Below are 24,608 nucleotides of genomic sequence, written 5' to 3'. Positions count from 1 at the left end.
CGACACACGGCGTAAGGATCAGCGCTCCTCCGGATCGCGCGGCGGCGCGGCGGGCGAGTCGGCCGGCGGGTCGGCTGGCGGCTCCGCGCGCGGATCGACGGAGGGCTCGGTCGGCGGCACCGCCGGGGGCGGCAGCTCCTCCGGCGGGAGGACCAGGGTACCCGTGGCGGTCGACGGCTCGGGGCGGAACAGCCAGCGCGCCCGCGGCTGCACCAGCGGGCGGAACACGCGCCGCACAGGCTTCAGCGACAGGACGATCGAGACGCCGATGCAGAAGACGATCATCGCGGGCAGCACCCAGAACGGCTGCGGCCCCGCGAGGATCTCGGTCTCCCGGAACGGGTAGAGGACGAAGCTGTGCAGCAGGTAGATGTACATCGTGGCGGCGCCGAACGGCGTGAACCAGTGCCGGCCGCGCGGCATCAGCATGAGGAACGCCACCGCGAGCAGCATCGCCAGCAGGAGCAGCACGAGGCGGATCGCGCCCGACCACGGCTCGTCGTAGCCGATCGCCTCGTAGGCCTCGTCGTAGAGCATGAACCGGCGCAGCTTCAGGTCGCGCCAGGTCTCGATGGCGGCGGGCATGACGGCGAGCATCGCGGCGAACAGGGCGATCGCCCCCGCCCGCCACCGCCACGTCACGCGCGCCGGCAGTGCGAGCCAGCGGCCGGTCAGCTGCCACTGCCGCAGCTTCCAGCCGAACACGAAGAAGGGGAACATCCCGAACGTCCGCGTCATCGCGAGCGTCGAGTCGATCGCCTCGGTGTACCCGGCGAGGATCGAGACGACGATCGAGATGAGCAACGGGTAGCGCAGCAGCACCAGATACGGCAGCGCGATGCGCCACACGGCGAGGGCGATGAGGAACCACAGGGTCCACGACGCCGTCGTGTAGTCGAGCGCGAACTCGGCGCCGAGGGCCCAGCGCACGACGGTCCAGATCGACTCGAAGATCACGTACGGGAAGACGATGTCGGTGAGGACCTGCTTCAGCGACCTCGCGCTCGGCGGCCCCGACTTGGCGAAGTAGCCCGACACCGTCACGAACACGGCGACGTGGAAAGAGTAGATGAACAGGTAGACGCTGTACGCGGCGTCGTCCTCGGCGATGAGCGGCAGGATGCCGTGCCCGATCACCACCAGCGTGATGGCGATCCAGCGCGCGTTGTCCCAGAGGGGGACGCGCTTCCTCACGTGGGGCGCGGGCCTGGCGGTCTGCATCGACCCATTCTCCCGTACCGTCGCCGCACGGCAGAATGGGCGCATGGACGGTCTGCGCGCGGTGGTCACAGGAGCGAGTTCGGGCATCGGCGAGGCGACGGTGCGGGCGCTCCGGGCCGCCGGCTGGGACGTCGTCGGCGTCGCTCGGCGGGAGGACCGGCTCCGCGCGCTCGCCGAGGAGACCGGGGCATCCGTGTTCCGGGCCGACGTGACCGAGCCCGACGACGTGGCGCGGCTCGCCGAGCACCTGGCCGCCACCGGTCCGGTCCACGCGCTGGTGAACAACGCCGGGGGCGCGAAAGGGCTGGCCTCCGTCGAGGCGTCGGACGACGCCGACTGGGAGTGGATGTTCCGCGTGAACGTGCTCGGCACGAAGCGCGTCACGAGCGCCCTGCTGCCACTGCTCCGCGCGGGCGCGGAGGAGCGCGGCGTCGCCGACATCGTGACGGTGACCTCCATCGCGGGCCATGTCGCCTACGTGGGCGGCGGCGGGTACAACGCCGCGAAGTTCGCCGAGCACGCGCTGACGGCGGTGCTCCGGCTGGAGCTGAACGGCGAGCCCGTCCGCGTGATCGAGGTCGCACCCGGCATGGTCAAGACCGACGAGTTCGCGCTGGTCCGCTTCGGCGGCGACCGCGAGCGGGCGGAGGCCGTCTACGAGGGCGTGCCCGAGCCGCTCGTCGCCGAAGACGTCGCCGCGGTCATCGCCGACGCGATCGGCAAACCCCGCCACGTCGACCTCGATCTCATCGTCGTGAAGCCCGTGGCGCAGTCCGCGCCGCATCTCGTCGCCAAGGGACCCCTCACCGTGCGGGGCGGGCGAGCCGGGTGAGCGCCCGCCCGCTGCGACCTGCGCCCCGGCGAGACGCGTGGGAGCGCGTCACCACGGTGCCGCTCGTCGTGCTGGGCCTGGCGTTCATCGTCGCGTACTCCGTCTGGGTGCTCGGCGACGACCCCGTCTGGCGGGCCGGCACCGCCGTCGCGCTGGTCGCCTCGTGGTTCGTGTTCGTCGTCGACGTCGTCGTGCGGATCGCCCTGACGCCGCGGGGCGACCGATGGCGGTTCGCCGCGACGCATCCGGTCGACGTGCTCTCGGCGCTGCTGCCTGTGTTTCGGGCGTTCCGGGTGCTCGCCCTGCTGCGGAACATCCCGTACCTGCAGCGCCGGAGCGGTGCAGCGGTCAGGACCCGCCTCGTCATCTACGCGGCGTCGTACGCGATCGTGTTCGTCTACTTCATCGCCCTCGCGACGTTGAACGCCGAGCGCGATGCCGACGGCGCCACCATCGTGACGTTCGGCGACGCCATCTGGTGGGCGATCGTCACCATCGCGACGGTCGGCTACGGCGACATGTATCCGATCACCGCTGCAGGCCGCGTGTACGCGGTGATGCTGATGGCGGGCGGCATCGCGATCGTCGGCACCGCGTCGGCGACGATCATCTCGCTGCTGAACGAACGGATCTCCAGCCTCCGGCACCACGGCGCGCCGGATGCCCCGCACGAGGTGCACCCGGCCGGCCTGCCCGCCGAGGCGGTCTCCGGCGAGGACGAGCCCGCCGCGGACCCGTCGGAAGGTCGCGGCAGCGGCGGTTAGCCTGGCTGCATGAGCTTCGACGCGAACGACGCGGCCACGGGCACCGACGAGGTGCGCCGCGAGATCCTCGGCTGGGATGAGTTCGGCGACGCCGCCCGCGCGCTCGCGGGCGACGTCCTCGCCTCCGGCTACCGACCCGACCTCGTGATCGCCATCGCGCGGGGCGGGCTGCTGCTGGCCGGCGCCATCGCGTACGCGCTCGGCACCAAGCAGTGCGGCTCGATCAACGTCGAGTTCTACACGGGCGTCGACGAGCGGCTGCCCGAGCCCGTGCTGCACCCGCCGATGCTCGACGTGCCCGCGGTCGCGGGCAAGCGCGTGCTCCTCGTCGACGACGTCTCCGACTCCGGCCGCACGCTCGCGAAGGTCGTCGACCTGCTCGGCGAGGCGGGCGCCGAGGTGCGCAGTGCCACCCTCTACGTGAAGCCCCGCACCGTGCTCGTGCCCGACTTCGCCTACCGCGAGACCTCGGACTGGATCGTCTTCCCGTGGTCGGCGCGGCCGCCCGTCGCCATGGGCGCGTGACCGCCGTGCCCATGACCCTCGACGAGCTCGCCGGGGCCGGGCTCATCGACCCCGGCTGGGCCGCCGCGCTCGCGCCCGTGGCCGCCGACATCGCCCGCATGGGCGAGTTCCTGCGCGCCGAGGTCGCCGCGGGACGCGGCTACCTGCCGGCCGGCGACCGGGTCCTCCGCGCGTTCTCGCAGCCGCTCGACCGGGTGCGCGTGCTCATCGTCGGTCAGGACCCGTACCCGACGCCGGGACATCCCATCGGATTGTCGTTCGCGGTGGAGGCGCACGTGCGCCCGATTCCGCGGAGCCTCGCGAACATCTACCGCGAGCTCGCCGACGACATCGGCGTGCAGCCGCCCCAGCACGGCGACCTCGGCGCGTGGAGCCGCAACGGCGTGATGCTGCTGAACCGGGTGCTCACCGTGCGGCCCGGCACGCCCGCATCGCACCGCGGCAAGGGATGGGAGCGGGTCACCGACCACGCGATCCGGGTGCTGGTCGAGCGCGGCACGCCGCTCGTGGCGATCCTCTGGGGTCGCGACGCGCAGGGGCTCCGGCCGATGCTCGGCGACACCCCCGTGATCGAGTCGGTGCACCCCAGCCCGCTGTCGGCGTCGCGCGGGTTCTTCGGCTCGAAGCCGTTCAGCCGGGCCAATGCGCTGCTCGCCGAGCAGGGCGCCGAGCCGGTCGACTGGGCGATCGCCGAGCACTGACGCGCGCGTCATCCGCCCGACACACGCGCGGAGTATCGTGGCGCCATGCTCGAGGAGGAATACCAGGCACACCGGGTGCCGCCGCCGCACCTTCGGCGGCCCGAGCCGCCCGAGGCGCCCTTCGAGTACACGATCCGCGACGCGCGCGTCGCCGACCTGCCCGCGGTCCGCGAGATCTACAACCACTACGTCGCGAACTCCACCGTCACGTTCGACGAGGACGCGATGACCCTCCGCGAGTGGAAGCAGAAGTTCGCCCACCTCGAGAAACTCGGCATGCCCTTCCTCGTGGCCGAGTCGCCGCGCGGCCAATTGCTCGGCTACGCCCTCGTCGCGCCCTGGAAACCCAAGCGCGCCTACCGGTACACCGTCGAGAACTCCATCTACCTCGGGCCCGCCGCCTCTGGAAAGGGGCTCGGCACGGTGCTCCTCGCCGAGCTCATCGCCCGCTCGAAGCAGGCCGGGCTGAAGGAGATGATCGCCGTGATCGCCGACCAGGGCGCCGACGCGTCGCTCGCGCTGCACGAGAAGTTCGGCTTCACCGAGATCGGGCGCATGGGCAAGGTCGGCTTCAAGTTCGACCGGTGGCTCGGCACGGTGCTGCTGCAGAAGTCGCTGAAGGGCGAGTAGCGAGCGGATGCCTCGGCCGGGGCATCCGTCGCGGTCGTAGGCTCGACGGGTGACCGACGTCGACGAGCTGCACGAGTACACGGCCCTCGAACTGCACCAGCTGCTGCAGCGCGGGGAGGTGTCGCCGCACGAGGCCGCCCGGCACTTCCTCGACCGCATCGATCGACTCGGGCCGCGCGTCGGGGCGTTCGCGCACGTCGACGCCGAGCGCGCGCTCGAACGCGCCGACCTCGTCGAACGGCAGGTGCCGAAGGCGGCGCCGCTCTGGGGGATGCCGCTCGCCGACAAGGATCTCCACCTCCGGGCCGGGGTGCCGGCGCGGTTCGGATCGCAGGCGTTCGCCGACTTCGTGCCCGAGGAGTCGGATGAGCTCGTGCGCACCGTCGACGAGGCGGGCGCAGTGAGCCTCGGCAAGACCGCGACACCCGAGTTCGGCATGCCGTCGTACACGGAGGGGCCGGCGGTGCCCGCCGCACGGAACCCGTGGGACCTCTCGCTCGGCGCCGGCGGGTCGAGCGGGGGAGCGGCGGCCGCCGTGGCGGCGGGGCTGCTGCCGTTCGCGCCGGGGTCCGACGGCGGCGGCTCGATCCGCATCCCCGCCGCCTCCTGCGGACTCGTCGGCGTGAAGCCCTCGCGCGGCCGGGTGCCGGCCGGCTCCGGGCTCGCGAGCCTCGCGGGTCTCGGCGTCGCCGGCCCGATCGCGCGGACGGTCGCCGATGCGGCGCTGCTGCTCGACGGGCTCGTGGCGCCGGCCGGCTATCCGGCGAGGCATCCGTTCGCCGTGCGGGCGCCGGGCGAGGACGGACCCTTCCTCGGTGCGGCGATCCGCGGCGAGGGGCGGTTCCAGGTGGGCGTCATGACGGACTCGCCGTGGGACGATTTCACCGACATCGAGATCGAGCCGGAGGCCCGGGCCGCGCTCGACCGGGCGATCGAGCTGCTCGACCGCGCGGGTCACGGCATCGAGGCGATGGCGCCGGCGCCGGAGCCCGGGTACGCCGAGGCGTTCCGGGCGGTGTGGCAGGCGGGCGCGGCCACCATCCCCGTCGACGGCGCCGCGATCGAGCTGCTCGAGCCGCTCACGCGCTGGCTCGTCGAACGGGGTCGGGCGCTGCCGGCGCGGACGCTCGCGGAGGCGCTCGCGTGGCTCGCCGGGTTCGAACAGCGGGTGATCCGCCGGTTCGCGCCGTTCGACGCCGTCCTCACGCCGGCGCTGGCGATGACGCCGCGACCCGTCGGCTGGTACGACGCGGGCGACGGCGAGCGGAACTTCGCCCAGCAGGTGGCGTTCACGCCGTTCACGTCGTTCGTGAACGTGTCGGGGCTGCCCGCGATCACGGTGCCGGTCGATGAGACGTCGACCGGACTGCCGATGGGCGTGCAGCTGATCGGCCGGCCGGGAGGGGAGTCGACGCTCTTCGCGCTCGGTGCTCAGCTCGAGCGGGCCGCGCGGCGCGGGCGCCGCCGTCCTCCGGTGTGGTGACACCGGCGGACCGGTGCGAGGAGTCGCAGCGGAGCGTCATCCGAGTTTGCAGTTAGGTAAGCCTCACCTATAGTTGGGTCCATGCTCGGTGACGACCTCACGCTCTCGTACGACGGCCGCACGGTGGTGCACGGGGCGCGGATCCATCTCGAACCGGGCCGCGTCACCGCGCTCGTCGGCCCGAACGGCAGCGGCAAGTCGACGCTGCTGCGCTCGCTCGCCCGACTGCACCGCGCCGACGCCGGACGCGTCACCTTCGACGACGGCACCGACGCGGGCGCGCTCGGGTCGCGGGAATTCGCCCGCCGCGTCACGCTGCTCGCGCAGAGCCGCCCCACGCCCGGCGGGCTCACCGTCCGCGAGCTCGTCGAGTTCGGCCGGCACCCGCATCGCGGCCGCTGGGTCGCGGGCGACGCGGGCGGCGCCGCCGTCGTCGAGCGCGCCATGGAGCTCACGGGCGTCGCCGCCCTCGCCGGCCACGCCGTCGACCGGCTCTCCGGCGGCCAGCTGCAGCGGGTCTGGCTCGCCGCCTGCCTTGCGCAGGACACCGAGGTGCTCCTGCTCGACGAGCCGACCACGTACCTCGACCTGCGCTACCAGGTCGAGCTGCTCGACCTGATCCGCGAGCTCGCCGACGAGCACGGCGTCACCATCGGCGTCGTCCTCCACGACCTCGACCAGGCGGCCGCCGTCGCCGACCGCATCGTGCTGCTCGAATCCGGGCGGGTGCGCGCCGTCGGCACGCCCGCCGAGGTGCTCGTCAGCGACGTGCTGAGCTCGGCCTACGGCATCCGCGTCGACGTCGACGTCGACGACCGGGGCTGCATCACCACCTGCCCCATCGGGCGGTACAACACCCGGCGGACCGCCGGCCTCGCCGTCGCCTGACCGGGCCCGCCGGCACCACCACCACGACCACGACCACCCTCACCACCACCTCGCGCGCGGCGCCATGCGTCAGCGCCCGAATGAAGGACACCATGCGCACACGTGCCACCGCCCTCATCGCCGTCGCAGCCGGCTCCGCCCTGCTGCTGACCGGCTGCGGAACGACCGAGGAGACGCCGGCCGCCGCGGGCGACGCCGCGATCTCGATCGTCGACGACCGCGGCGAGACGATCGAGCTGGCCGAGCCCGCCGACGAGATCGTCGCGCTCGAGTGGAACACCGTCGAGAACCTCGTCGCGCTCGGCGTGACGCCCGTGGGCGTCGCCGACGTCGAGGGGTACACCGCGTGGGTGCACGCCGAGCCGCTCGAGGGCGACGTGACCGACGTCGGCACGCGCGGGGAGCCCTCGATCGACGCGATCGCGGGACTCGCTCCCGACCTGGTCGTGACCACCTCCGACCTGCCCGAGTCGGCGATCTCCCAGATCGAGGAGTTCGCGCCCGTGCTCGTCGTGCGCGGTGCCGACGCCTCCGACGCCATCGGGCAGATGGAGCGCAACCTCGAGAAGATCGCCGTCGCCACCGGCCGTGAGGCCGAGGGCGAGGAACTCATCGCCGGGTTCGAGGCGAAGGTCGAGGAGGGCCGGCAGGCGCTCGAGGCCGCGGGCCTCGCCGGAGCGTCGTTCGCGATGAGCGACGCGTGGGCGTCGGGCGGCCAGGTGTCGATCCGCCCCTTCGCCAAGGGCTCGCTCCTCTCCGACGTGACGGAGGAGCTCGGCCTGGTGAACGCCTGGACCGGTGAGGGCGATGCCGACTACGGCCTCGCCTCGACCGACGTCGAGGGGCTCACCGCGCTCGGCGACGTCGAGTTCCTGTACATCGCCTCCGACGCCGAGGGGCAGGACCCGTACCAGAAGGAGCTCGCGGGCAACGCGGTCTGGCAGTCGCTGCCCTTCGTGCAGTCCGGGTCGGTGCACCGTCTGCCCGACGGCATCTGGATGTTCGGCGGCCCGAGCTCGATGAACGACTACATCGATGCGGTCGTCGCCACCCTCGCCGGCTGAGCGCCCGGGCGAGGCGACCGAGGCCGGCCGCGCCGCACCGGTGACGGATGCCCCGGCCGGGGCGCCGCGCGTCGGTGCGATCGCGCTCATCGCGATCGGCGTCGTCGCGGCGGCGCTCCTCGCCGCCGTGCACGTGACGCAGGGGTCCGCCTCGGTCGGCGTGCCCGAGCTGCTCGCGCTGCTCGCCGGCGCCGGCGACGACCAGTCCGCGGCCGTGCTCGTGGCCTCACGGGTGCCGCGCCTCGCGGCCGGCGTGCTCGTCGGCGTGTGCCTCGGCGTGGCGGGGCTCGTGATGCAGACGGTCTCGCGGAACCTGCTCGCCTCGCCCGACACGCTGGCCGTGAACGCCGGATCGTACGTCGCCGTGGTCGCGGTCGCCGCCTTCGGGGTGGTGCTGCCGGCCGCGGGCGGCGGGGTCGTGGCGTTCGCCGGGGGCCTCGCCGCCGCAGCGGTCGTGATGGCGATGTCCGCCGGCCGAGGCGGCGGAGGCACCATCCGGCTCGTGCTGGCGGGCTCCGCCATCGCGCTCGCGCTGCAGGCGGTGACCTGGATGCTGCTCCTGCTCTTCCCCGAACGGACCACGGGGCTGTACGCCTGGGGCAACGGCACCCTCGCCCAGACCGGCCTCGACGCCGTGACCCAGCTCGCGCCCGTGGTGCTGCTCGCCGTGGCGGGGCTCCTCGTCTTCGCCCGGCGGTTCGACCTCGTCGCCCTGGGCGACGACCAGGCGCGCGTCCTCGGCGCCCGGGTCGGCCGCATCCGCGCGGGAGGCATCGTCGCGGCCGTGCTGCTCTCGGCGGCCGCCGTGACCGTCGCCGGGCCGATCGGGTTCGTGGGCCTCGCGGCGCCGGCCATCACGCGGCTCATCGCCGAGCGGGTGCGCGGCATGCAACGCCACGTGCTGCTGATCCCGGCCGCGGCGGTCGTGGGCGTCATCATCGTGCTCGGCGCCGACGTGCTCCTGCGCCTCGCGTTCGGCGGGCAGGCGGCCGTCGAGGTGCCGACGGGCGTGGTGACCACGATCTTCGGGGCGGTCTTCCTCGTCGGTCTCGCGCTCCGCGCCCGGGCGGCGGACGAGGCCGGCGCCGGGTTCGTCGTGGGCGGCGGATTGTCCAGGCGCGGACGCATCCTCGTCATCGTGGCGGCCTCGGTCGCGCTCGTCGCCGTGGCGTTCGTCTCGCTGCTGCTCGGCGACGCGAAGCTGCTGGGCGGCGACATCCTGAACTGGATCACCGGCCAGGCGGGGCCGCTCGTCGACTTCGTGATGAACACGCGCGCGCCCCGAGTCGCGGCCGCGATCCTCGCGGGCGCCGCGCTCGCGCTCGCGGGGACCGCGGTGCAGGCGGTCTCGCGCAACCCGCTCGCCGAGCCGGCGATCCTCGGCGTGACGGGCGGCGCGGGCGTGGGGGCGGTGCTCGTCATCACCCTCTGGCCGCTCGCGACGCACCTCGGCGTGACGCTCGGCGGGTTCGCGGGCGCGCTCGCGTCGGCGGTGGTCGTCTTCGGGCTCTCGCTCCGGGGCGGGCTCGCCTCCACCCGGCTCATCCTCATCGGCATGGGCGTGTCGGCGGCATCCGCGGCGATCACCTCGATGCTCATCATCGCGACCGATCCCTACAACGCCGCCAAGGCGCTGACGTGGATGTCGGGCTCGACGTACGGGCGCACGTTCCCGCAGCTCATCCCGCTGCTCGTCGTGCTGGTCGCGAGCGTGCCGCTGCTCGCCGCGCGCCGCCGCGAGCTCGACCTGCTCGCGTTCGACGACGACACGCCGCGGGTGCTGGGCGTCCGCCTCGGTCCGGCGCGGCTCGCGCTGCTCGGGGTGAGCGTCGCGCTCACCGCGACCGCGGTGGCGGCGGTCGGCGTCGTCGGCTTCGTCGGGCTTGTGGCGCCGCACGCGGCCCGCGCGCTCGTCGGGGGCCGGCACGCGCTGGTGCTGCCGGTCGCGGGGCTGCTCGGCGCGCTGCTCGTCTGCGTGGCCGACACGGTCGGCCGCACGGTGATCGCCCCCGGCCAGCTGCCCGCGGGGCTCGTCACAGCGATCGTGGGCGCGCCCTACTTCGTGTGGCTGCTCTGGCGGTCGAGGCGATGACGTCTCGGGTCGCGGGCGGTTCGACGCCGCCCGCGGCCTGTGTCAGACTTAGGTAATGCTTACCTCAGTCGTCGAGGCGGCCCCGCGCCCCGCCTACCGGAGCTACCGGACCAGCGTCGCGCGCGTGCGCCGTCTCACGCCGACGTTCACCCGCGTGACCTTCACCGGGCACGACCTCGACGGGTTCGGCACGGCCGGCCTCGACCAGCGCGTGAAGGTCGTGCTGCCGAACGCGGCCGGCTTCGCCCACTTCCCCGACGGCGACGACTGGTACCGGGCCTGGCGCGAGCTGCCGGCCGAGCAGCGCAACCCCTTCCGCACCTACACGGTGCGCGCCGTCCGGCCCGCCGAGCGCGAGGTCGACATCGACTTCGCCCTGCACGGCGACCTCGGTCCGGCGTCCGCGTGGGCCGGCGCCGCGGCGCCCGGCGACGAGATCGTGCTCATCGGACCCGACGAGCTGAGCCCCGACCGCACGAGCGGCATCGACTTCCGTCCGGGCGCCGTCGAGACCGTGCTGCTCGCGGGCGACGAGACCGCCGCCCCGGCGATCTGCGCGATCCTCGAGCAGCTCCCGCGCGACGCGGCGGGCATCGCAATCATCGAAGTGCCCCACCCCGACGACGCCATCGACGTCCGCGCGCCCGAGGGCGTCGAGGTCCGCTGGCTCGCCCGCGCCGCCGGAGACGCCCACGGCGACCGGCTCATTCCCGTCGTCCGCGACTGGGTCGCCCGCAGCTGCACGCCCGACGACGAGCTCGCCCCGAGCGAGGCGGCCCTCGCGCTCGCCGACGCCGAGCGCGCCGATCCCGACGACGGCCCCCTCTGGGACGTGCCCGAGGGCCGCAGCCTCGACGGCGACTGCTACGCCTGGCTCGCCGGCGAGGCCACCGTCATCACCACGCTCCGCCGCTTCCTCGTCCGCGAGGCACGCCTCGACCGGCGCCGCGTCGCGTTCATGGGCTACTGGCGGCGCGGCCGCGCCGAACTGGAGTGAGCGCAGCGGCCGGGGCGGGCACGGCGCCCGGGCCAGCCGGCCCGGTGGCCCCCAGGGCAGCTCGCCGGGCGGGACACCGAGGAACCGCCGCACGCGGCATCGCGGTGCTCGCCGGCGGAGTCGTGCTGCTCGTGCTGGTCGTCGCGGCGAGCCTCGCCCTCGGGGTGCGCGGCATCGACCCGGCCGACGTGTGGCAGGCGCTCGTCGCGCCTGTGCCGGGCGACCCCGACCAGGCCGTGGTCCTGCAGCTGCGAGTCCCGCGCACGGTCATCGGCCTCGCCGCCGGCGTCGCGCTCGGCCTCGCAGGCACGGTGATCCAGGGGGTCACACGCAACCCGATCGCGGACCCCGGCCTGCTCGGCGTGAACGCCGGCGCCTCCCTCGCGGTCGTCCTCGGCATCTCGCTGCTCGGCATCGTCGACCCGTTCGGCTACATCTGGTTCGCCTTCGCGGGCGCGGGCGCGGCAGCCGTCGTGGTCTTCGCGATCGGTCGCGGCGAGCCGGTCCGCCTGGCCTTGGTGGGCGCGGCGCTCACCGCGCTGCTGACCCCGCTCATCGCGCTCGTGCTCCTCCGCGACACCGAGGCGTTCAACCAGTACCGGTTCTGGGCCGTGGGCTCGCTCACCGGTCGCGAGCTCTCGACCGTCGCGGCGCTGTGGCCGTTCCTCGTGGTCGGCGCGGTCCTCGTGTTCGCCCTCGCGCACCGGCTCAACCTGCTGGCGCTCGGCGACGACGTCGCGAGCGCACTTGGGCAGCGCGTCGGTGTGACGCGTGCGGTGGCCGGCCTCTCGATCGTGCTGCTCTGCGGCGTCGCGACCGCGCTCGCCGGCCCGATCGCGCTGGTCGGGCTCGTGGTGCCCCATGCGGCGAGATGGCTCGTCGGCAGCGACTACCGCTGGATCGTCGCGGTCTCCGTGGTCTTCGGCCCGATCATGCTGCTCGCCGCCGACGTCATCGGCCGGCTGATCGTGCCCAATGCGGAGCTCGAGGCCGGCGTCGTCGCCGCATTCCTCGGCGCGCCGGTGCTCATCGCGATCGCGCGCAGCCGACGGGTGGCCGGGCTGTGACGGGCATGACGACGGCCGGTGCGACCGACCGGCTCGACGGCCCGGCCGACGTGGCATCCGTCGTCGCGTCCGTGCGTGCGCGTCGCCGGCGGCGCCAGCTGCTGGTGGTGGCGGTCTCGGCCGGGCTCGCCGTCGTGCTGGCCGTCCTCGCGTCGTCGTTCGGTGCGGCGGGCGTGACCCCCGACCGCGTGCTCGCCGTGCTCGTCGGCCAGGGCGATCGCGTCGAACGGTTCGTCGTGTTCGAGCTGCGGCTGCCGCGCATCCTCGCGGCCCTCTTCGTGGGCGCGGCGTTCGCGCTGGCCGGCGCGGTGTTCCAGTCCACGCTCCGCAACCCGCTCGCGAGCCCCGACATCCTCGGCATCTCGACCGGCGCGAGCCTCGGCGCGGTGTGGGCGATGCTCGGGCTCGGCGTCGCGGGCGCCGCCGTCGCCGGGTTCGCGTTCGGCGGCGGCCTCGCCGTCGCGGTCGTGATCTGGCTGACGGCGTGGCGGCAGGGTCTGCACGGCGTGCGGTTCGTGCTCGTCGGCGTCGGCATGGCGTACGTCTGCGGATCGACGGTGACGTGGCTGCTCGCCAGGGGCGAGGTCCGGGAGGCGCAGGCGGCGCTGCACTGGACGGTCGGCAGCGTCGCGGATGTGCGCGGCGACCAGCTGGCACTGCTCGCGGTCGGTGTGCTGATCGTCTCGGCCCTGATCGCGGCGGTCGCCCGCGTGCTCGCGCCGCTCGCGCTCGGCGACGACCACGCGTCCGCCCTGGGCGTGCGCGCGGATGCCTCGCGCGTGGTGCTGCTCGTGCTCGCGGTGGCCCTCGTGGCGACCGCGGCGTCGGTGGCAGGGCCGATCGCCTTCGTCGCGCTCATCGCGCCGGCCGTCGCCCGGCGGCTCGTGGGCGGCGGGGGAGCGGCGCTCCTCGCGTCCGCGCTCGCGGGAGCGGCGCTGACTCTCGCGGCAGATGTCATCGGGCAGTTCGCGATCCCCGGGCTCACGGCCCCCGTCGGCATCGTCACCGGCGTCATCGGCGCCCCATACCTGTTGTGGCTGCTCGCCCGTACCGAGAGGACCCGCGCATGAGCGCACTGCCCGCTGTCGTGCCCGAACGCCGGCCCGGCGCCGGACTCGCCGCCGAGGGCGTGGTCCTGGGCTACGACGGCCGGCGCGTGATCGACGGCCTCGACCTCGTCCTGCCGCCCGCGCGCATCACCGCCATCGTCGGCCCCAATGCGTGCGGCAAGTCGACGCTCCTGCGCGGGCTCGCCCGGCTGCATCCGCTCGAGGGCGGGCGCGTCACCCTCGACGGCGAGGACGTCGGCCGGATGCCTCGCCGCGACGTGGCCCGGAGGGTGGGAGTGCTGCCGCAGAGCTCGATCGCTCCCGACGGGGTGCGCGTCGCCGATCTCGTCGGCCGCGGGCGGTATCCGCACCAGGGCTGGTGCGGACGCCATTCGAGCGACGACGACGAGGTGGTCGCGGAGGCGCTTGCCGCCACGGGCGTCGCCGACCTCGCCGACCGGCCGATCGAGGAGCTCTCGGGCGGGCAGCGGCAGCGCGTGTGGATCGCGATGGTGCTCGCCCAGCAGACCGACATCATGCTGCTCGACGAACCGACGACCTATCTCGACGTGACGCACCAGCTCGAGCTCCTCGACCTGCTCACGGCGCTGAACCGCGAGCGCGGCACGACCGTGGTCATGGTGCTCCACGAGCTGAACCTCGCGGCGCGGTACGCCGACCACCTCGTGGTGATGAGCGCCGGCCGGATCGTCGCCGAGGGTGCGCCGGCCGAGGTGCTCACCGTCGAGACCGTGCGCGGCGCGTTCGGGCTGGAGGCCCGGGTCATCCCCGATCCGGTCTCCGGCAGCCCGCTCGTGGTCCCGATCGGGCGGTTCCACGCGGCGGAGTGAGCCGGCGCGGGGTCGCGCTGACGGCGGCGAGTGCCGCACGCGTCGTCGGATGACACGGAGCTGGGACATCCGTCGCTGTTAGGTTAGGCTCTCCTTATCACCCCCGATCCGATCCAAGGAGCCCCGTGCGTCTTCGACGTTCCCTGATCGCCGTGGCCGGCGCCGCCGTCACCGCGCTCGCCCTGTCCGCCTGCGCGGGCGGCAGCACCGACGAGGACGCCGGTTCGACCGGCGCCGTGGCAGAGGGCTTCCCGGTCACCATCGAGCACGCCTTCGGCGAGACCGTCATCGAGGACGCCCCCGAGCGGGTCGCGACGTGGGGCTGGGGCTCGACGGAGGCCGCCGTCGCGCTCGGCGTGTACCCGATCGCGATCGCCGAGCAGGTGTGGACCGTCGGAGAGGGCGCCTACCTGCCCTGGGTCGAGGCGGCGTACGAGGAGGCCGGCGAAGAGTTGCCGGCGCTGCTGAGCGACCCCGAGGGCGGCGCCACCGTGCCCTACGAGGAGTTCATCGAGGCCGACCCCGACCTGATCCTCGCGCCCTACTCGGGCCTCACCGAGGAGCAGTACGACACCCTCTCCGAGATCGCGCCCGTCGTCGCCTACCCCGATGCGCCCTGGACGACCCCGTGGGACGAGGAGATCCGGATCACCGCCGAGGCCCTGGGCCGGAGCGACGAGGGCGAGGAGGTGCTGCAGACCATCTCCGAAGGCCTCGCCGAGCAGGCCGCCGCGCACCCCGAGTTCGCGGGCAAGACGTTCGCCGGCGTGTGGGACGGCGACGGCTTCGTCTACGTCTACACCGAGGCAGATGCGCGCATCGAGGTGCTCACCGAGCTCGGCCTCGAGGTCGCGCCGAGCGTCGCCGACCTCGACACCAGCGACGGCGGGTTCTTCTACGAGCTGAGCTACGAGCAGCTCGACCAGCTCGACGCCGACTTCATCGTGAGCTACCACGACAGCGAGGAGGAGGCCGCCGCATTCCTCGCCAAGCCCGAGCTGCAGGCCATCCCCGCCGTCGCCGCGGGCAACGTCGCGCAGGTGACCGACCGGGTCACGGTCTCTTCGGTCTCGCCGCCCACCGCGCTGAGCTTCGACTGGGAGGGCGGCCTCCCCGCGCTCATCGACGCGATCTCGGGCGTCCTCGAGCCGTAGCCGCGGCGCGCCGGAGGTAGCCGCCGGCCTCGAGCCCGGCCTCGACCTCGAACCGGTTCCGCAGCGGGTTGCGGCCGCCGAGGAGGTAGAGCAGCGGGAAGAGCATGCCGTACCTGCGCCATTGACGCCGATGGATCGCCTCGTGACCGAGCACCCGGTGCGAGACGTTCCGGTCGGTCAGGTAGCAGCCGCCGACGCACGCTCCGCCGCGGCCGAACGCCCACGTCGGCATGCCCGTGAAGACGATGAGGCCGCGACGGCGCTCGATGCGTCCCGTGCTGAGCAGGGCGCCCCACGCGAAGCCGACCGCCGTGGCGAACCAGTAGCCGGCGTGGCTCACGGGTGAGTCGGTGAGCCGGATCCTGACCGCATGCGACGGTCGGCCGGCGCCTGGAGGCACGCTCACGCGTCCGCGCCCGGACGGCCGAGGGCCTCGAGCAGGCGGAGCCAGATCTCGCTCACCGTCGGGAAGGCCGGCACCGCGTGCCAGAGCCGGTCGGTCGGCACCTCGCCCACGACGGCGATGGTCGCCGCGTGCAGCAGCTCGCCGACGTCCTGGCCGACGAAGGTCGCCCCGACGACGGTGCCCCGCTCCTGGTCGATCACGAGTGCGGCGCGTCCCGCGGGGCCGTCGGAGTGGATGCCCGTCCCGCTGGCGGCGTCGAGGCCGACCTCCACGACGCGCACGTCGATGCCGGCGTCCCGCGCAGCGGCCGCGGTGAGGCCGACGCTCGCGACCTCGGGCTCGGCGAACACCACGGAGGGCACGGCGCGGTGGTCGGCGGTCGCGACGTGCGCGCCCCACGGCGCGGCGTCGACGGGCCGGCTCAGTGCCCGTGCCGCGATACCGTCGCCCGCCGCGCGCGCCTGGTACTTGCCCTGGTGCGTGAGCAGGGCGCGGTGGTTCACGTCGCCCACCGCCACGAGCCAGCCGCCGTCGACGCCGCGGACGAGGAGCTCGTCGTCGACGTCGAGCCAGCTGCCGGGCTCGAGGCCGACGGTCTCGAGCCCGAGGTCGTCGGTGCGCGGCCGGCGACCCGTGGCCACGAGCACCTCGTCGGCGACCAGCTGCTCGCCGCCGGCAAGGGTCAGCACCACCTCGCCCGACGGGGCGCGCTCGACGCGCTCGGGTGTGACGCCGAGCCGCACGGTCGCGCCGAGTTCGCGCAGCCCGTCGGCGACGGCCTCGCCGGCGAACGGCTCCATGCCGCCGAGCAGCCCGCTCCGGGCGAACACGGTCACCTCGGTGCCGAACCCCGCGTAGGCGGTGGCCATCTCGACCGCGACGACCCCGCCGCCGATGACCGCGAGGCGGGCCGGCACCTCCTGGGCGCTCGTCGCCTCCCGGCTCGTCCACGGCCTGGCCTCCGCGAGCCCGTCGATCCGCGGCATGACCGGGTCGGATCCGGTCGACACCGCGACCGCGTGGCGGGCGACGAGTTCGGTCAAGGTGCCGTCGGCGTGCTCCACCACCACGCGGCGCGGGCCGGCGAGACGGCCGTGGCCCCGGACGAGCTCGATGCCCACGGAGTCGAGCCAGCCGACGGCGCCCTCGTCGCTCCAGTCGGAGACGAACCAGTTGCGACGGGCGAGCACGGCGGCGACGTCGAGGTCGCCGGTCACGGCCTCGGCTGCGCCGGGGACCCGGCGCGCGGCCCTGAGCGCGGCGGCGCTGCGCAGCAGCGTCTTCGACGGCACGCACGCCCAGTACGAGCATTCCCCGCCGACGAGCTCCTGTTCGACGATGACCACCTGCAATCCGGCGGCGCGCGCCCGGTCGGCGACGTTCTCGCCCACCGGTCCGGCTCCGATCACGACGACGTCGACCTCGTGCTGCATGTGCGCTCCCTTCACGGCCCACCGGGCGTTCGTGGTCAGCCTACGCATCGCGCCGCGCGCTCCGGCGCGACGGCGCCGACAGTCGGCTTCCGGACCGGCTGCCGTCAGTCGGCGCCGGGGCGCGGCGCACCCGCGGACAGCGCCCCGACGAGCCGGAGGATGGTCGGCAGGTCGTCCTCGGCGGCATCGGGTGAGGCGGGCGCGAACCCGGCGATCGCCGCGCCCGCGAGCGGGAACCGTTCGACGACCGCTCGGACCAGCGCCACCAGTGCGGATGCCTCGACGCCGAACGGCATCGGGTAGCTGAGACCCGCGAGCGCGGAGGGGTCGAGGACGTCGAGGTCGACGTGGACGAAGACGTTCGAGGCGCCGGTCGCCTCGACGGCCGCGACGACGGCGGCGGGATCGGAGAGGTCTTCGACCGTGAGGGTCTGCACGGCGTGCTCGTCGATGAAGCGCCGCTCCTCGTCGTCGATCGCGCGGATGCCGCCGAGCACGAGCCTCGTCGGCAGCACCCTGCTGTCCTCGTCGAGGGCGAGCCCCTCGGCGCCGTCGCCCGCGATGGCGCGCAGCGTCATCCCGCCGAACGCCCCGGAGGGGGAGCTCTCGGGCGTGTTGAGGTCGGGGTGGGCGTCGAGCCACAGCACCGCGAGGTCGCCGCCGGTCGCCCGGGAGGCGTGCGCGACGGCGGCGAGCGAGGCGCCGCAGTCGCCGCCGATGGTGATGGGCAGGCCCGTCACGCCGGCGAGCGCCTCCTCGGTGCGCTCCCGCACGCGCCGGATGGTGCTGTAGCGGTGCACGCCGGTGTCGAGCGCCTCCCCGGCCTCCACCGGGACGTCCACCACGACGGTGGCGGCGGCGGGCAGGTCGCCCTGGATCGCGGCGGCCCCGTCGGCATGGCTCATCGCACGGGCCGAGACGGAGCCCTGCCACACGGGCACGACGACGAAGGTGGCAGGCATGGTTCCCAGTATGGCCCCGGAGACGACGGATGCCCCGCGCCGAGGTCGGCGCGGGGCATCCGTTCGCGGAGGGCGTTCAGCCGCCGATGGCGCCCTGCGGCGAGCCGCCGGCCTTCAGTGCGGCGAGGCGGGCGTCGACCTCGGTGAGCTCGCCGAGGTCGTCGAGCTCGTTGAACTGCGCGTCGAGGCTGGAGGCCGCGAGCTCGGCCTGGCCGCGCACCTTGGCCTCCTCGCGCCGGATCTTGTCCTCGAACCGGCCGATCTCGCTCGTCGGGTCGAGGATGTCGATCGACTTCACGGCGTCGTGCACCTGCTGCTGCGCGGCGGCGGTCTTCGACCGGGCGACGAGCTCGTTCCGCTTGTTCTGCAGCTGGACGAGCTTCTCCTTCATGCCGTTCAGCCCGGCCTTCAGCTTGTCGACGACCTCGGTCTGCGCGGCGATCTGCGGCTCGGCGGCCTTCGCCTCGTTCTCGGCCGAGATCTGGCGGCTGAGGGCGACCTTGGCGAGGTTGTCGAACTTGTCGGCGTCGACGGTGTCGCCGGCCTTGCGGAGCTCGTCGGCCTTGCGGCTCGCGGCGAGGGCCTTCTGGCCCCACTCGTTGGCCGCAGTGACGTCCTCGCGGTGGTCGTCCTCGAGGAGGCGGAGGTTGCCGATGGTCTCGGCGATCGCGGCCTCGGCATCGGCGATGGAGTTGGTGTAGTCGCGCACCATCTGGTCGAGCATCTTCTCGGGATCCTCGGCCTCGTCGAGGAGGGCGTTGATGTTCGCGCGGACGAGCTGCGAGATCCGCCCGAAGATGGACTGCTTGGCCATGTTGCGTTCCTTTCGTTGGTCGCGCACGGGGCGTGCGCCGCGGTTCGGATGGGTCATGGGCGCCTCGGGTCGAGGCCGCCGGGATCAGCCGGGATGCCTCGTCAGAATCGGCCTCCGCTCCCACGGCGGCCGCGCGTGCCGCCGCCGCCGAAGCTGCCGGGGGAGCGGCCGCCGCCGAAGCCGCCGCCGAACCCGCCGGAGCGGCCGCCGCCGAACCCGCCTCCGCCGCCGCCGAAGCCGCCGCCTCCGCCGCCGCCGAGCACGGAGTTGATCAGGATGCCGCCGAGCACGGCACCGAAGAGATCGCCGCCGCCACCGCCGCCGCCCGAGGGAGCACCCCAGCCCCCGGTCGAGCCGCCGCCGAAGCCGCCGAACCCGCCGACGTCCTGCTGGGCGAGCCGCATGGCCTCCGACGCGAGCTGCTCGGCGCGCTGCGCGTCGCGGAGCGCGGCCGCCGCATCGGCGGCGCGCACCTGCTCGGCCAGGGCGAGCAGACGCCCGGCCTCCGCGAGCCGCGTTCTGGCCTCGGCCCCGATCGCGCCGCGCCGTGCGACGAGGTAGTCCTCGGCGGCCTGCACCTGCGACCTCGCCGAGAGCAGCGACCGGTCGAGCTGGGCGGCCGCGCGGGCGGCCTGCTCCTCGGCCTCCCGGGCTGCGCCGAGCGCACCGTCGATCCGGGCGTTCGCCTGCTCGACCCTGGCCTGCAGGGCGAGCGGGTCGCGCCCCGGGGCGCCGAGCGCCTCTCGGACCGCCGCCGCCTCGGCCGCGGTGGCCTCGGCCAGCTCGTCGAGACCGGGGGCCTGCCGGCCGTGGGCGGCCGCGGCATCCTGCTCGAGGTCGGCGGCACCGGCGGCGACCGCACGATCGGCGGCCGCGAGGTCGGCGGCCAGGCGTTCGATCGCTCCGGTGAGCACATCCGCCTGGTCGACGGCTTCCTCGCCGGCGCGGATCGCGACCGCGGCGTCACCGGACTCGCCGGCCGCGATCGCGGCCTGGGCGCGGTCGACCGCCTCACGCGCGAATGCGAGCCGGGACTCCGCCTGGGCGGGGTTGTCGGCGACGGACGCGAGCGCCGACCCGGCGTACTGCGCCCGGAGGGCGTCGAGTCGCTGCACGGCGGGCGCGACGCGCGCCGCGGCCTGCTGCGCCGACTGCCGGAGCCGCTCGAGCTCTTCGGGCGCCCGCCGTTCGAGGTCGCGGAGCTCGTCGAACTGGGCGGCCTGCTCGTCGAGCACGGCGTCGGCCTCGCCGGCGAGCCGGATGATGGCGGAGTACCACTCACGCCGCTGTTCGTCGCTGTCGGGCTCGGCGTCGTCGAGCCGTTGCTGCAGCGTGAAGGCCTCGGCGACCTTGGCCTTCGCCGTGGCGAGCGCCTCGCGGAACGGCGCGGTCGCCTCCTCGCCGTACGAGGCGACGGCGAAGCCGAGCTCCTCCTCGCTGGTGCGGATGGCGTCGTCGACGGCGACGAGCGCACCACCTGCCTGCCGGCGGAGCTCCTCGACGGGCACCTGCGGGGCCGCGCCGTGCCCGGTGCCGCCCCGCTTCCGCCGTCGGGCGAGCACGATCGCGATCACGGCCACGATGACGCCGGCGATGACGAGGAACCAGATGAAGCCCCAGCCCCAGCCGCCGCCGCTGTCGCCGCCGATCGCCTCGGCGGCCGCGATGGCCGCGCCGGCCCAGTCGCCGTCGCGCAGCTCGGGCTCCACCACCTCGCGGGAGATGCGGTCGATCTCCTCGGCAGAGAGTGAGGCCCCGTCGGCGGCCGAAATCGAGTAGGCGCGGCCGTCAACGGCTACGGCGAGCAGATAGTCTTCGTCGCCCATGTTGTTCGCGATCGCGGTGTCGTCCGCCCACTCAGCGGCGGCCTCGGGGTTCGTGAACGTCGACACGTAGGCGACGAACAGCTGCCGTCCGCTGCGGTCGGCCGCCTCGTCGATGGCCTGCTCGACCTCGGCGACCCGGTCGCCGAGCGCGCCCACGGTGTCGACCACGGGCGAGGAGCCGAACGGCACCGGGTCCTCGGCGAAGGCGGGACCGGCGAGGCCGAGTCCGGCGCCCACCGCGACCGCGGCTCCAGCGACGACGGTCATCCAGCGTCTCGTCCTCAGCACCTGCGCGTTCCCCCGTTCAGCCCGGACGAAGCCGAGTCTATGGCCCAGCCTCCCGGCCGGTCCACGGCGGTCTCCCAGGCGGCGGTGCTCGGGGCCGTCTGCGCCGCGGACGCCGGGGCGCCGGGCTCAGCCGACGGTGAGCGGGGCCGCCGCGGAGACCGCGATGAGCGGCAGGCCGGGTCGGTCCGGCGCGGTGACGACGACCGCCGCGGCGACGGCGTACGCGCCGGGGTCGAGGAGCGCCGCCTCCGCACCGGGCGCTTCGCCGGGCACGCACTGCCCGGCCGTGAAGCTCACGGGGATCTCCGCGGCCTCGCCGGCAGCGAGCCCGATCGACCTGCCCTCGCCCTCGCCGCCGAGCGGGTCGCTGCGCCACACCACGGTGCCGCCGCCGTCGACGACCGCGACCGCGATGGGCGCCGCGACGACGCCGGCGACCGGCTCGCTGCCGGTGTTCGTCACGGTGACGACCGCGTCACCGGTGCCGCCGGGGCGCACCGGTCCGGTCGCGCGGACGGAGACGAGCAGGCCGCCGGCCGAGGCATCCGCCGCCGTCGTCGCGGGGGGCGCCGCCTCGCCGCATCGGAACAGCAGGTCGACGCCGACGCGGTCGTCGCTGAACGGCGGCTCGTCCTGGGGGGCGACGCCGGCGGCCGCCTCCTCGTCGGCCTGCGGTGTCGCATCCAGGCCGGCCTCGGGCGTCCCCGAGATCGCCACCGTGGAGTCGGAGGCGGGGGAGGGGCCGAGCCCGGCGAGGCCGCCGGCGAGCCCGGCCGCCGCGATGAGCGCCGCCACCGAGGCGGTGCCGCCCGCGATCGCCGCGCGCCGGCGCCGGCGGGCCCGGCGCGCCCCGTCGAGTACGTCGTCGATCCGGAGGGATGCCTCGGGCGCGGCATCCGCCGCCCGTCGGAGGCTCTCACGCAGGTCGTCGGGATCAGGCGCGGACATCGGCGCCTCCTCTCCGCGGACGGCCGGAGCCGTCCACCTCGAGCGCGGAGGAGAGTGCCCGCAGCGCGTCGGACAGGTAGCGCTTGACCGCGCCCGAGCTGATCCCGAGCGTCGCCGCGACCTGGTCGACGGTCAGATCGTCGTAGTAGCGCAGCACGATGCACGCCGCCTGCCGCGGCGCGAGCGCGCGCACGCGCTCCGCGAGGTCCAGGCGCAGATCTGCCGCCTCGGTCGGCGCGTCGAGCACCGACGGGCTGCCGACGAGATGACGGATGCCCCGCCAGGTGCCCCGCCGTCGCGACCGGTCGATCACCGCGTTCAGCACCGCCCGCCGCACGTACGCCTCGGCCCGCTCGGGCGTGAGCGACGGCCGCGGCCGTCCGAAGGTGCGGACGAGGGCGTCCTGCACTAGGTCGGCGGCATCGGCGTCGTCGCCCGTAAGCAGGTAGGCGTACCGCACGAGGGCGTCGCCGCGCTCGGCGACGAGGCGCGTCGCCACGGCGTCCCACGTGCCCGTCACGGGCTGCTCCTCCCGACGGCGGACGATCCGCCGTCACCCATTCCGACGTACGACCGGACAGGAACGTTGTGCCGGAACGACGAAACCCCCGAACCGGGAGGTTCAGGGGTTTCCGATGCCGGCGACCACGCTGTCATCCGTCATCTCGACGTGCCCCCGGAGGGATTCGAACCCCCGACCTACGGTACCGGAAACCGGCGCTCTATCCCCTGAGCTACGGAGGCGCACAGCTAGAGACATTACCACCTCGCGGTGGCCGCTCCCGACCATCGCGGGGCGTCCGGACGCGGACCCGGGTCAGGAGACGGCGAGCCGTGCGACGGTGTCGAGGAGGTCGTCGCGCACCCGGTTCCTGAGGAACTCGCGGGCGCCCGCGAGCACCGGGTCGGTGGTGACGCCAGTCGCGAGGACCGCCGGATACCAGCGGCTGATCCGGCGGATCGCGGACTCCACCGCGGCCGCGAGCGGCGCGCCGCCCAGGGCGGCCGTCGGCCCCGCGAGCACGAGGCAGCCGGGATCGAGCACCGCGAGCAGCGGGAGCGCGGCGTGCGCGATCCGCTCCGCCAGCGCGTCGAGTTGCTCGGCCGTCGGCGCGGCGCCGCCCGTGAGCGCCGCCACAGCCCGGCCTCCGACGAGGTCCTGCAGGCTCCGAGCGGTCGGATCGAGGGCCCCGGCGTCGGCCGACACCGGGAGGAAGCCGATCTCGCCGGCGCCGCCGAAGGTGCCGCGGTACAGCTCGCCGCCGAGGTCGAACGAGGCGCCCACGCCGTTCCCGAGCCACAGGAGGGCGAACTCCTGGTGATCGAGCCCCGCGCCGCGGCGGCGCTCGGCGATCGCCGCGAGGTTCACGTCGTTCTCGATGAGCACCCGCCTTCCGAGGGCCTCCTCGAGCCGGTCGCGGAGCCCGGTCGACGGCCAGCCGGGCAGCGTCTCCGTGAAGAGCTCCCCGGCCCCGCCCGGGTCGACGTAGCCCGGGATGCCGATGCACACCGTCCGGACCGCGTCGGGGTCGCTGCCGGCCGCGGCGCACGCGTCGGCGATCGCCTGCGCGATCTCGCGCTCGGCCGAGCGCTCGGCCGGATCCTCGGCGAGGGGACGGCGGACGACGGGATGGTCGGTCCCCGCGGCATCGACCACGGCGGCGCGCAGCTCGTGCGCATCGAGATCGACCGCGACGCCGAGCGGCCGGTCGAGACGGGCCGCGTACAGCACCGCGCTCCGGCCCGGCGTGCCCGTCCGCGTGCCCTGCTCCTCGACGACGCCGGCGGCGATCAGGCGCGACATCATGAGCGAGGCGGTCGGCTTCGAGACGCCGACGAGCTCGCAGATGCCGATGCGGGTCAGCGGGCCGTGGTCGAGCAGGGCCGCGAGGCCGACCCGGTCGTTCACCGCGCCGAGCCAGGACGGCGTGCCCTGGGCGGTCGTCGCTGCCATGGGGCGCCGGCTCAGGCCGCCGGCAGGTTGCCGAGCACGGCCTGCGCGAGCTGCTGGGCGTCGCCCGGCTCGAACAGGGCGGTCGAGGAGATCACGATCCAGTACGGCCCCCGGAACACCTGCGCCTCGCCGCGTTCGCCCGAGCGGCTGAAGTATCCCTCGACCTCGGGCGGCGTGCCGTACGTGGGCACCGGCGTGCTGGCGGCGGCGGCCTCGTTGGCGCGGTTCGCGAGTGCGCCCTCGGACGGAGTGGCGACGGCGATCTCGATGACCTCGCCGCTCGTCTGGTTCAGCCAGCCGCACGCGGTGCCGCCGTCCTCGACGACGCCCTTCGCGTGCGGCGTCGACGGCTCGTACCCGGGGTCGGCGCCGAAGTTCGGGTTGAAGTCGTACACCTGTTGCGGCGTGAGCAGCACGTCGCACTCGATGGCGAACGGCGGCGACGTCTCCTCGGGGGCCTCGGTCTCGGCCGGCGTCGACTCGGTCGGCCCGGCCGAGGGCTCTGGCGAGGCGGACGTGCTCGCGCTCGGCTCGGGCTCGCCCGGGGTGCAGGCGGCGAGCAGCGCGATCGCGGAGACGGCGATCGCCGCGCCGGCCAGGCGGACGCGGTGAGGGCGGGGCAGGCGCAGCATGTGACGAACCCTATCAACCGGCGCGGG

Annotated in this window: 24 protein-coding genes and 1 tRNA gene; 14 read left to right on the top strand and 11 right to left on the bottom strand. The window is 74.6% G+C overall.

The window, feature by feature from the left end:
• Positions 1 to 18: 18 nt before the first annotated feature.
• Positions 19 to 1,221, bottom strand: coding sequence for an acyltransferase family protein (locus ABIQ69_RS11120; RefSeq protein WP_350347180.1), 1,203 nt, complete (start codon positions 1,219 to 1,221; stop codon positions 19 to 21).
• A 43-nt stretch (positions 1,222 to 1,264) separates the two neighbouring features.
• Between ABIQ69_RS11120 and ABIQ69_RS11115 the strand changes: the two genes are divergently transcribed.
• The 14 genes from ABIQ69_RS11115 to ABIQ69_RS11050 all read left to right on the top strand — a co-directional run bounded on the left by ABIQ69_RS11115 (position 1,265) and on the right by ABIQ69_RS11050 (position 15,318).
• Positions 1,265 to 2,053 carry an SDR family oxidoreductase gene (locus tag ABIQ69_RS11115; RefSeq protein WP_350347179.1) on the top strand — a complete coding sequence of 263 codons (789 nt, stop codon included), beginning with the start codon at positions 1,265 to 1,267 and terminating at the stop codon, positions 2,051 to 2,053.
• The gene (locus tag ABIQ69_RS11110) at positions 2,050 to 2,817 is read left to right on the top strand and encodes an ion channel (protein WP_350347178.1); all 768 of its coding nucleotides are present in this window, start codon (positions 2,050 to 2,052) and stop codon (positions 2,815 to 2,817) included. The genes ABIQ69_RS11115 and ABIQ69_RS11110 overlap by 4 nt, the downstream gene beginning before the upstream one ends.
• A gap of 9 nt (positions 2,818 to 2,826) precedes the next feature.
• Positions 2,827 to 3,342 (top strand): phosphoribosyltransferase, encoded by a 516-nt coding sequence (locus ABIQ69_RS11105; RefSeq protein ID WP_350347177.1) that lies wholly within the window; start codon positions 2,827 to 2,829, stop codon positions 3,340 to 3,342.
• Between the two features lie 5 nt (positions 3,343 to 3,347).
• Positions 3,348 to 4,043, top strand: a complete 696-nt coding sequence (locus ABIQ69_RS11100) for a uracil-DNA glycosylase (protein ID WP_350350013.1) — start codon at positions 3,348 to 3,350, stop codon at positions 4,041 to 4,043.
• A 45-nt stretch (positions 4,044 to 4,088) separates the two neighbouring features.
• Entirely contained in the window at positions 4,089 to 4,673 is a 585-nt protein-coding gene (locus ABIQ69_RS11095; RefSeq protein ID WP_350347176.1) for an N-acetyltransferase family protein, read from the top strand.
• Positions 4,674 to 4,722: 49 nt separating this feature from the next.
• Positions 4,723 to 6,156, top strand: coding sequence for an amidase (locus tag ABIQ69_RS11090; RefSeq protein ID WP_350347175.1), 1,434 nt, complete (start codon positions 4,723 to 4,725; stop codon positions 6,154 to 6,156).
• An 81-nt stretch (positions 6,157 to 6,237) separates the two neighbouring features.
• The gene (locus ABIQ69_RS11085) at positions 6,238 to 7,044 is read left to right on the top strand and encodes an ABC transporter ATP-binding protein (protein WP_350347174.1); all 807 of its coding nucleotides are present in this window, start codon (positions 6,238 to 6,240) and stop codon (positions 7,042 to 7,044) included.
• A 92-nt stretch (positions 7,045 to 7,136) separates the two neighbouring features.
• A complete protein-coding gene (locus ABIQ69_RS11080; RefSeq protein ID WP_350347173.1) occupies positions 7,137 to 8,108 on the top strand; it encodes an iron-siderophore ABC transporter substrate-binding protein in 972 nt (323 codons plus the stop codon).
• Positions 8,080 to 10,200 carry an iron ABC transporter permease gene (locus ABIQ69_RS11075; protein ID WP_350347172.1) on the top strand — a complete coding sequence of 707 codons (2,121 nt, stop codon included), beginning with the start codon at positions 8,080 to 8,082 and terminating at the stop codon, positions 10,198 to 10,200. The genes ABIQ69_RS11080 and ABIQ69_RS11075 overlap by 29 nt, the downstream gene beginning before the upstream one ends.
• Positions 10,201 to 10,255: 55 nt before the next feature.
• Complete coding sequence (locus ABIQ69_RS11070) at positions 10,256 to 11,197, top strand: siderophore-interacting protein (RefSeq protein WP_350347171.1); 942 nt, start codon at positions 10,256 to 10,258, stop codon at positions 11,195 to 11,197.
• Between the two features lie 44 nt (positions 11,198 to 11,241).
• The gene (locus tag ABIQ69_RS11065) at positions 11,242 to 12,264 is read left to right on the top strand and encodes an iron chelate uptake ABC transporter family permease subunit (protein ID WP_350347170.1); all 1,023 of its coding nucleotides are present in this window, start codon (positions 11,242 to 11,244) and stop codon (positions 12,262 to 12,264) included.
• Between the two features lie 5 nt (positions 12,265 to 12,269).
• Positions 12,270 to 13,334, top strand: a complete 1,065-nt coding sequence (locus tag ABIQ69_RS11060) for an iron chelate uptake ABC transporter family permease subunit (RefSeq protein WP_350350012.1) — start codon at positions 12,270 to 12,272, stop codon at positions 13,332 to 13,334.
• Positions 13,331 to 14,164 (top strand): ABC transporter ATP-binding protein, encoded by an 834-nt coding sequence (locus ABIQ69_RS11055; RefSeq protein ID WP_350347169.1) that lies wholly within the window; start codon positions 13,331 to 13,333, stop codon positions 14,162 to 14,164. The genes ABIQ69_RS11060 and ABIQ69_RS11055 overlap by 4 nt, the downstream gene beginning before the upstream one ends.
• Positions 14,165 to 14,289: 125 nt before the next feature.
• Positions 14,290 to 15,318, top strand: coding sequence for an iron-siderophore ABC transporter substrate-binding protein (locus ABIQ69_RS11050; RefSeq protein WP_350347168.1), 1,029 nt, complete (start codon positions 14,290 to 14,292; stop codon positions 15,316 to 15,318).
• Here ABIQ69_RS11050 and ABIQ69_RS11045 read toward each other — a convergent pair.
• The 10 genes from ABIQ69_RS11045 to ABIQ69_RS11000 all read right to left on the bottom strand — a co-directional run bounded on the left by ABIQ69_RS11045 (position 15,284) and on the right by ABIQ69_RS11000 (position 24,581).
• Positions 15,284 to 15,724, bottom strand: coding sequence for a Fe-S oxidoreductase (locus tag ABIQ69_RS11045; protein ID WP_350347167.1), 441 nt, complete (start codon positions 15,722 to 15,724; stop codon positions 15,284 to 15,286). The genes ABIQ69_RS11050 and ABIQ69_RS11045 overlap by 35 nt on opposite strands.
• Positions 15,721 to 17,157, bottom strand: a complete 1,437-nt coding sequence (locus ABIQ69_RS11040; RefSeq protein ID WP_350347166.1) for an NAD(P)/FAD-dependent oxidoreductase — start codon at positions 17,155 to 17,157, stop codon at positions 15,721 to 15,723. The genes ABIQ69_RS11045 and ABIQ69_RS11040 overlap by 4 nt, the downstream gene beginning before the upstream one ends.
• Before the next feature lie 104 nt (positions 17,158 to 17,261).
• Positions 17,262 to 18,119: an arginase family protein gene (locus ABIQ69_RS11035; protein ID WP_350347165.1), complete on the bottom strand. Its 858-nt coding sequence runs from the start codon at positions 18,117 to 18,119 to the stop codon at positions 17,262 to 17,264.
• Between the two features lie 76 nt (positions 18,120 to 18,195).
• Positions 18,196 to 18,933, bottom strand: coding sequence for a PspA/IM30 family protein (locus tag ABIQ69_RS11030; protein WP_350347164.1), 738 nt, complete (start codon positions 18,931 to 18,933; stop codon positions 18,196 to 18,198).
• 101 nt (positions 18,934 to 19,034) lie between these two features.
• On the bottom strand, positions 19,035 to 21,026 hold the full coding sequence (locus tag ABIQ69_RS11025) for a TPM domain-containing protein (protein WP_350347163.1): 1,992 nt from the start codon (positions 21,024 to 21,026) through the stop codon (positions 19,035 to 19,037).
• Between the two features lie 147 nt (positions 21,027 to 21,173).
• The gene (locus tag ABIQ69_RS11020) at positions 21,174 to 21,995 is read right to left on the bottom strand and encodes a hypothetical protein (protein ID WP_350347162.1); all 822 of its coding nucleotides are present in this window, start codon (positions 21,993 to 21,995) and stop codon (positions 21,174 to 21,176) included.
• Positions 21,982 to 22,515: a SigE family RNA polymerase sigma factor gene (locus tag ABIQ69_RS11015; RefSeq protein WP_350347161.1), complete on the bottom strand. Its 534-nt coding sequence runs from the start codon at positions 22,513 to 22,515 to the stop codon at positions 21,982 to 21,984. Before ABIQ69_RS11015 ends, ABIQ69_RS11020 begins: the two co-directional genes overlap by 14 nt.
• Before the next feature lie 151 nt (positions 22,516 to 22,666).
• Positions 22,667 to 22,739: transfer RNA gene (locus tag ABIQ69_RS11010), tRNA-Arg, on the bottom strand.
• 73 nt (positions 22,740 to 22,812) lie between these two features.
• Complete coding sequence (locus tag ABIQ69_RS11005) at positions 22,813 to 23,949, bottom strand: ROK family transcriptional regulator (protein WP_350347160.1); 1,137 nt, start codon at positions 23,947 to 23,949, stop codon at positions 22,813 to 22,815.
• Between the two features lie 11 nt (positions 23,950 to 23,960).
• On the bottom strand, positions 23,961 to 24,581 hold the full coding sequence (locus ABIQ69_RS11000; RefSeq protein ID WP_350347159.1) for an iron ABC transporter ATP-binding protein: 621 nt from the start codon (positions 24,579 to 24,581) through the stop codon (positions 23,961 to 23,963).
• Between the last annotated feature and the right edge of the window lie 27 nt (positions 24,582 to 24,608).

The sequence above is a fragment of the Agromyces sp. G08B096 genome (assembly GCF_040267705.1).
Classification (GTDB): Bacteria; Actinomycetota; Actinomycetes; order Actinomycetales; family Microbacteriaceae; genus Agromyces.
The sequence above is the reverse complement of the archived record's forward strand: the minus strand, read 5'-3'. Positions and strand labels throughout refer to the sequence as shown.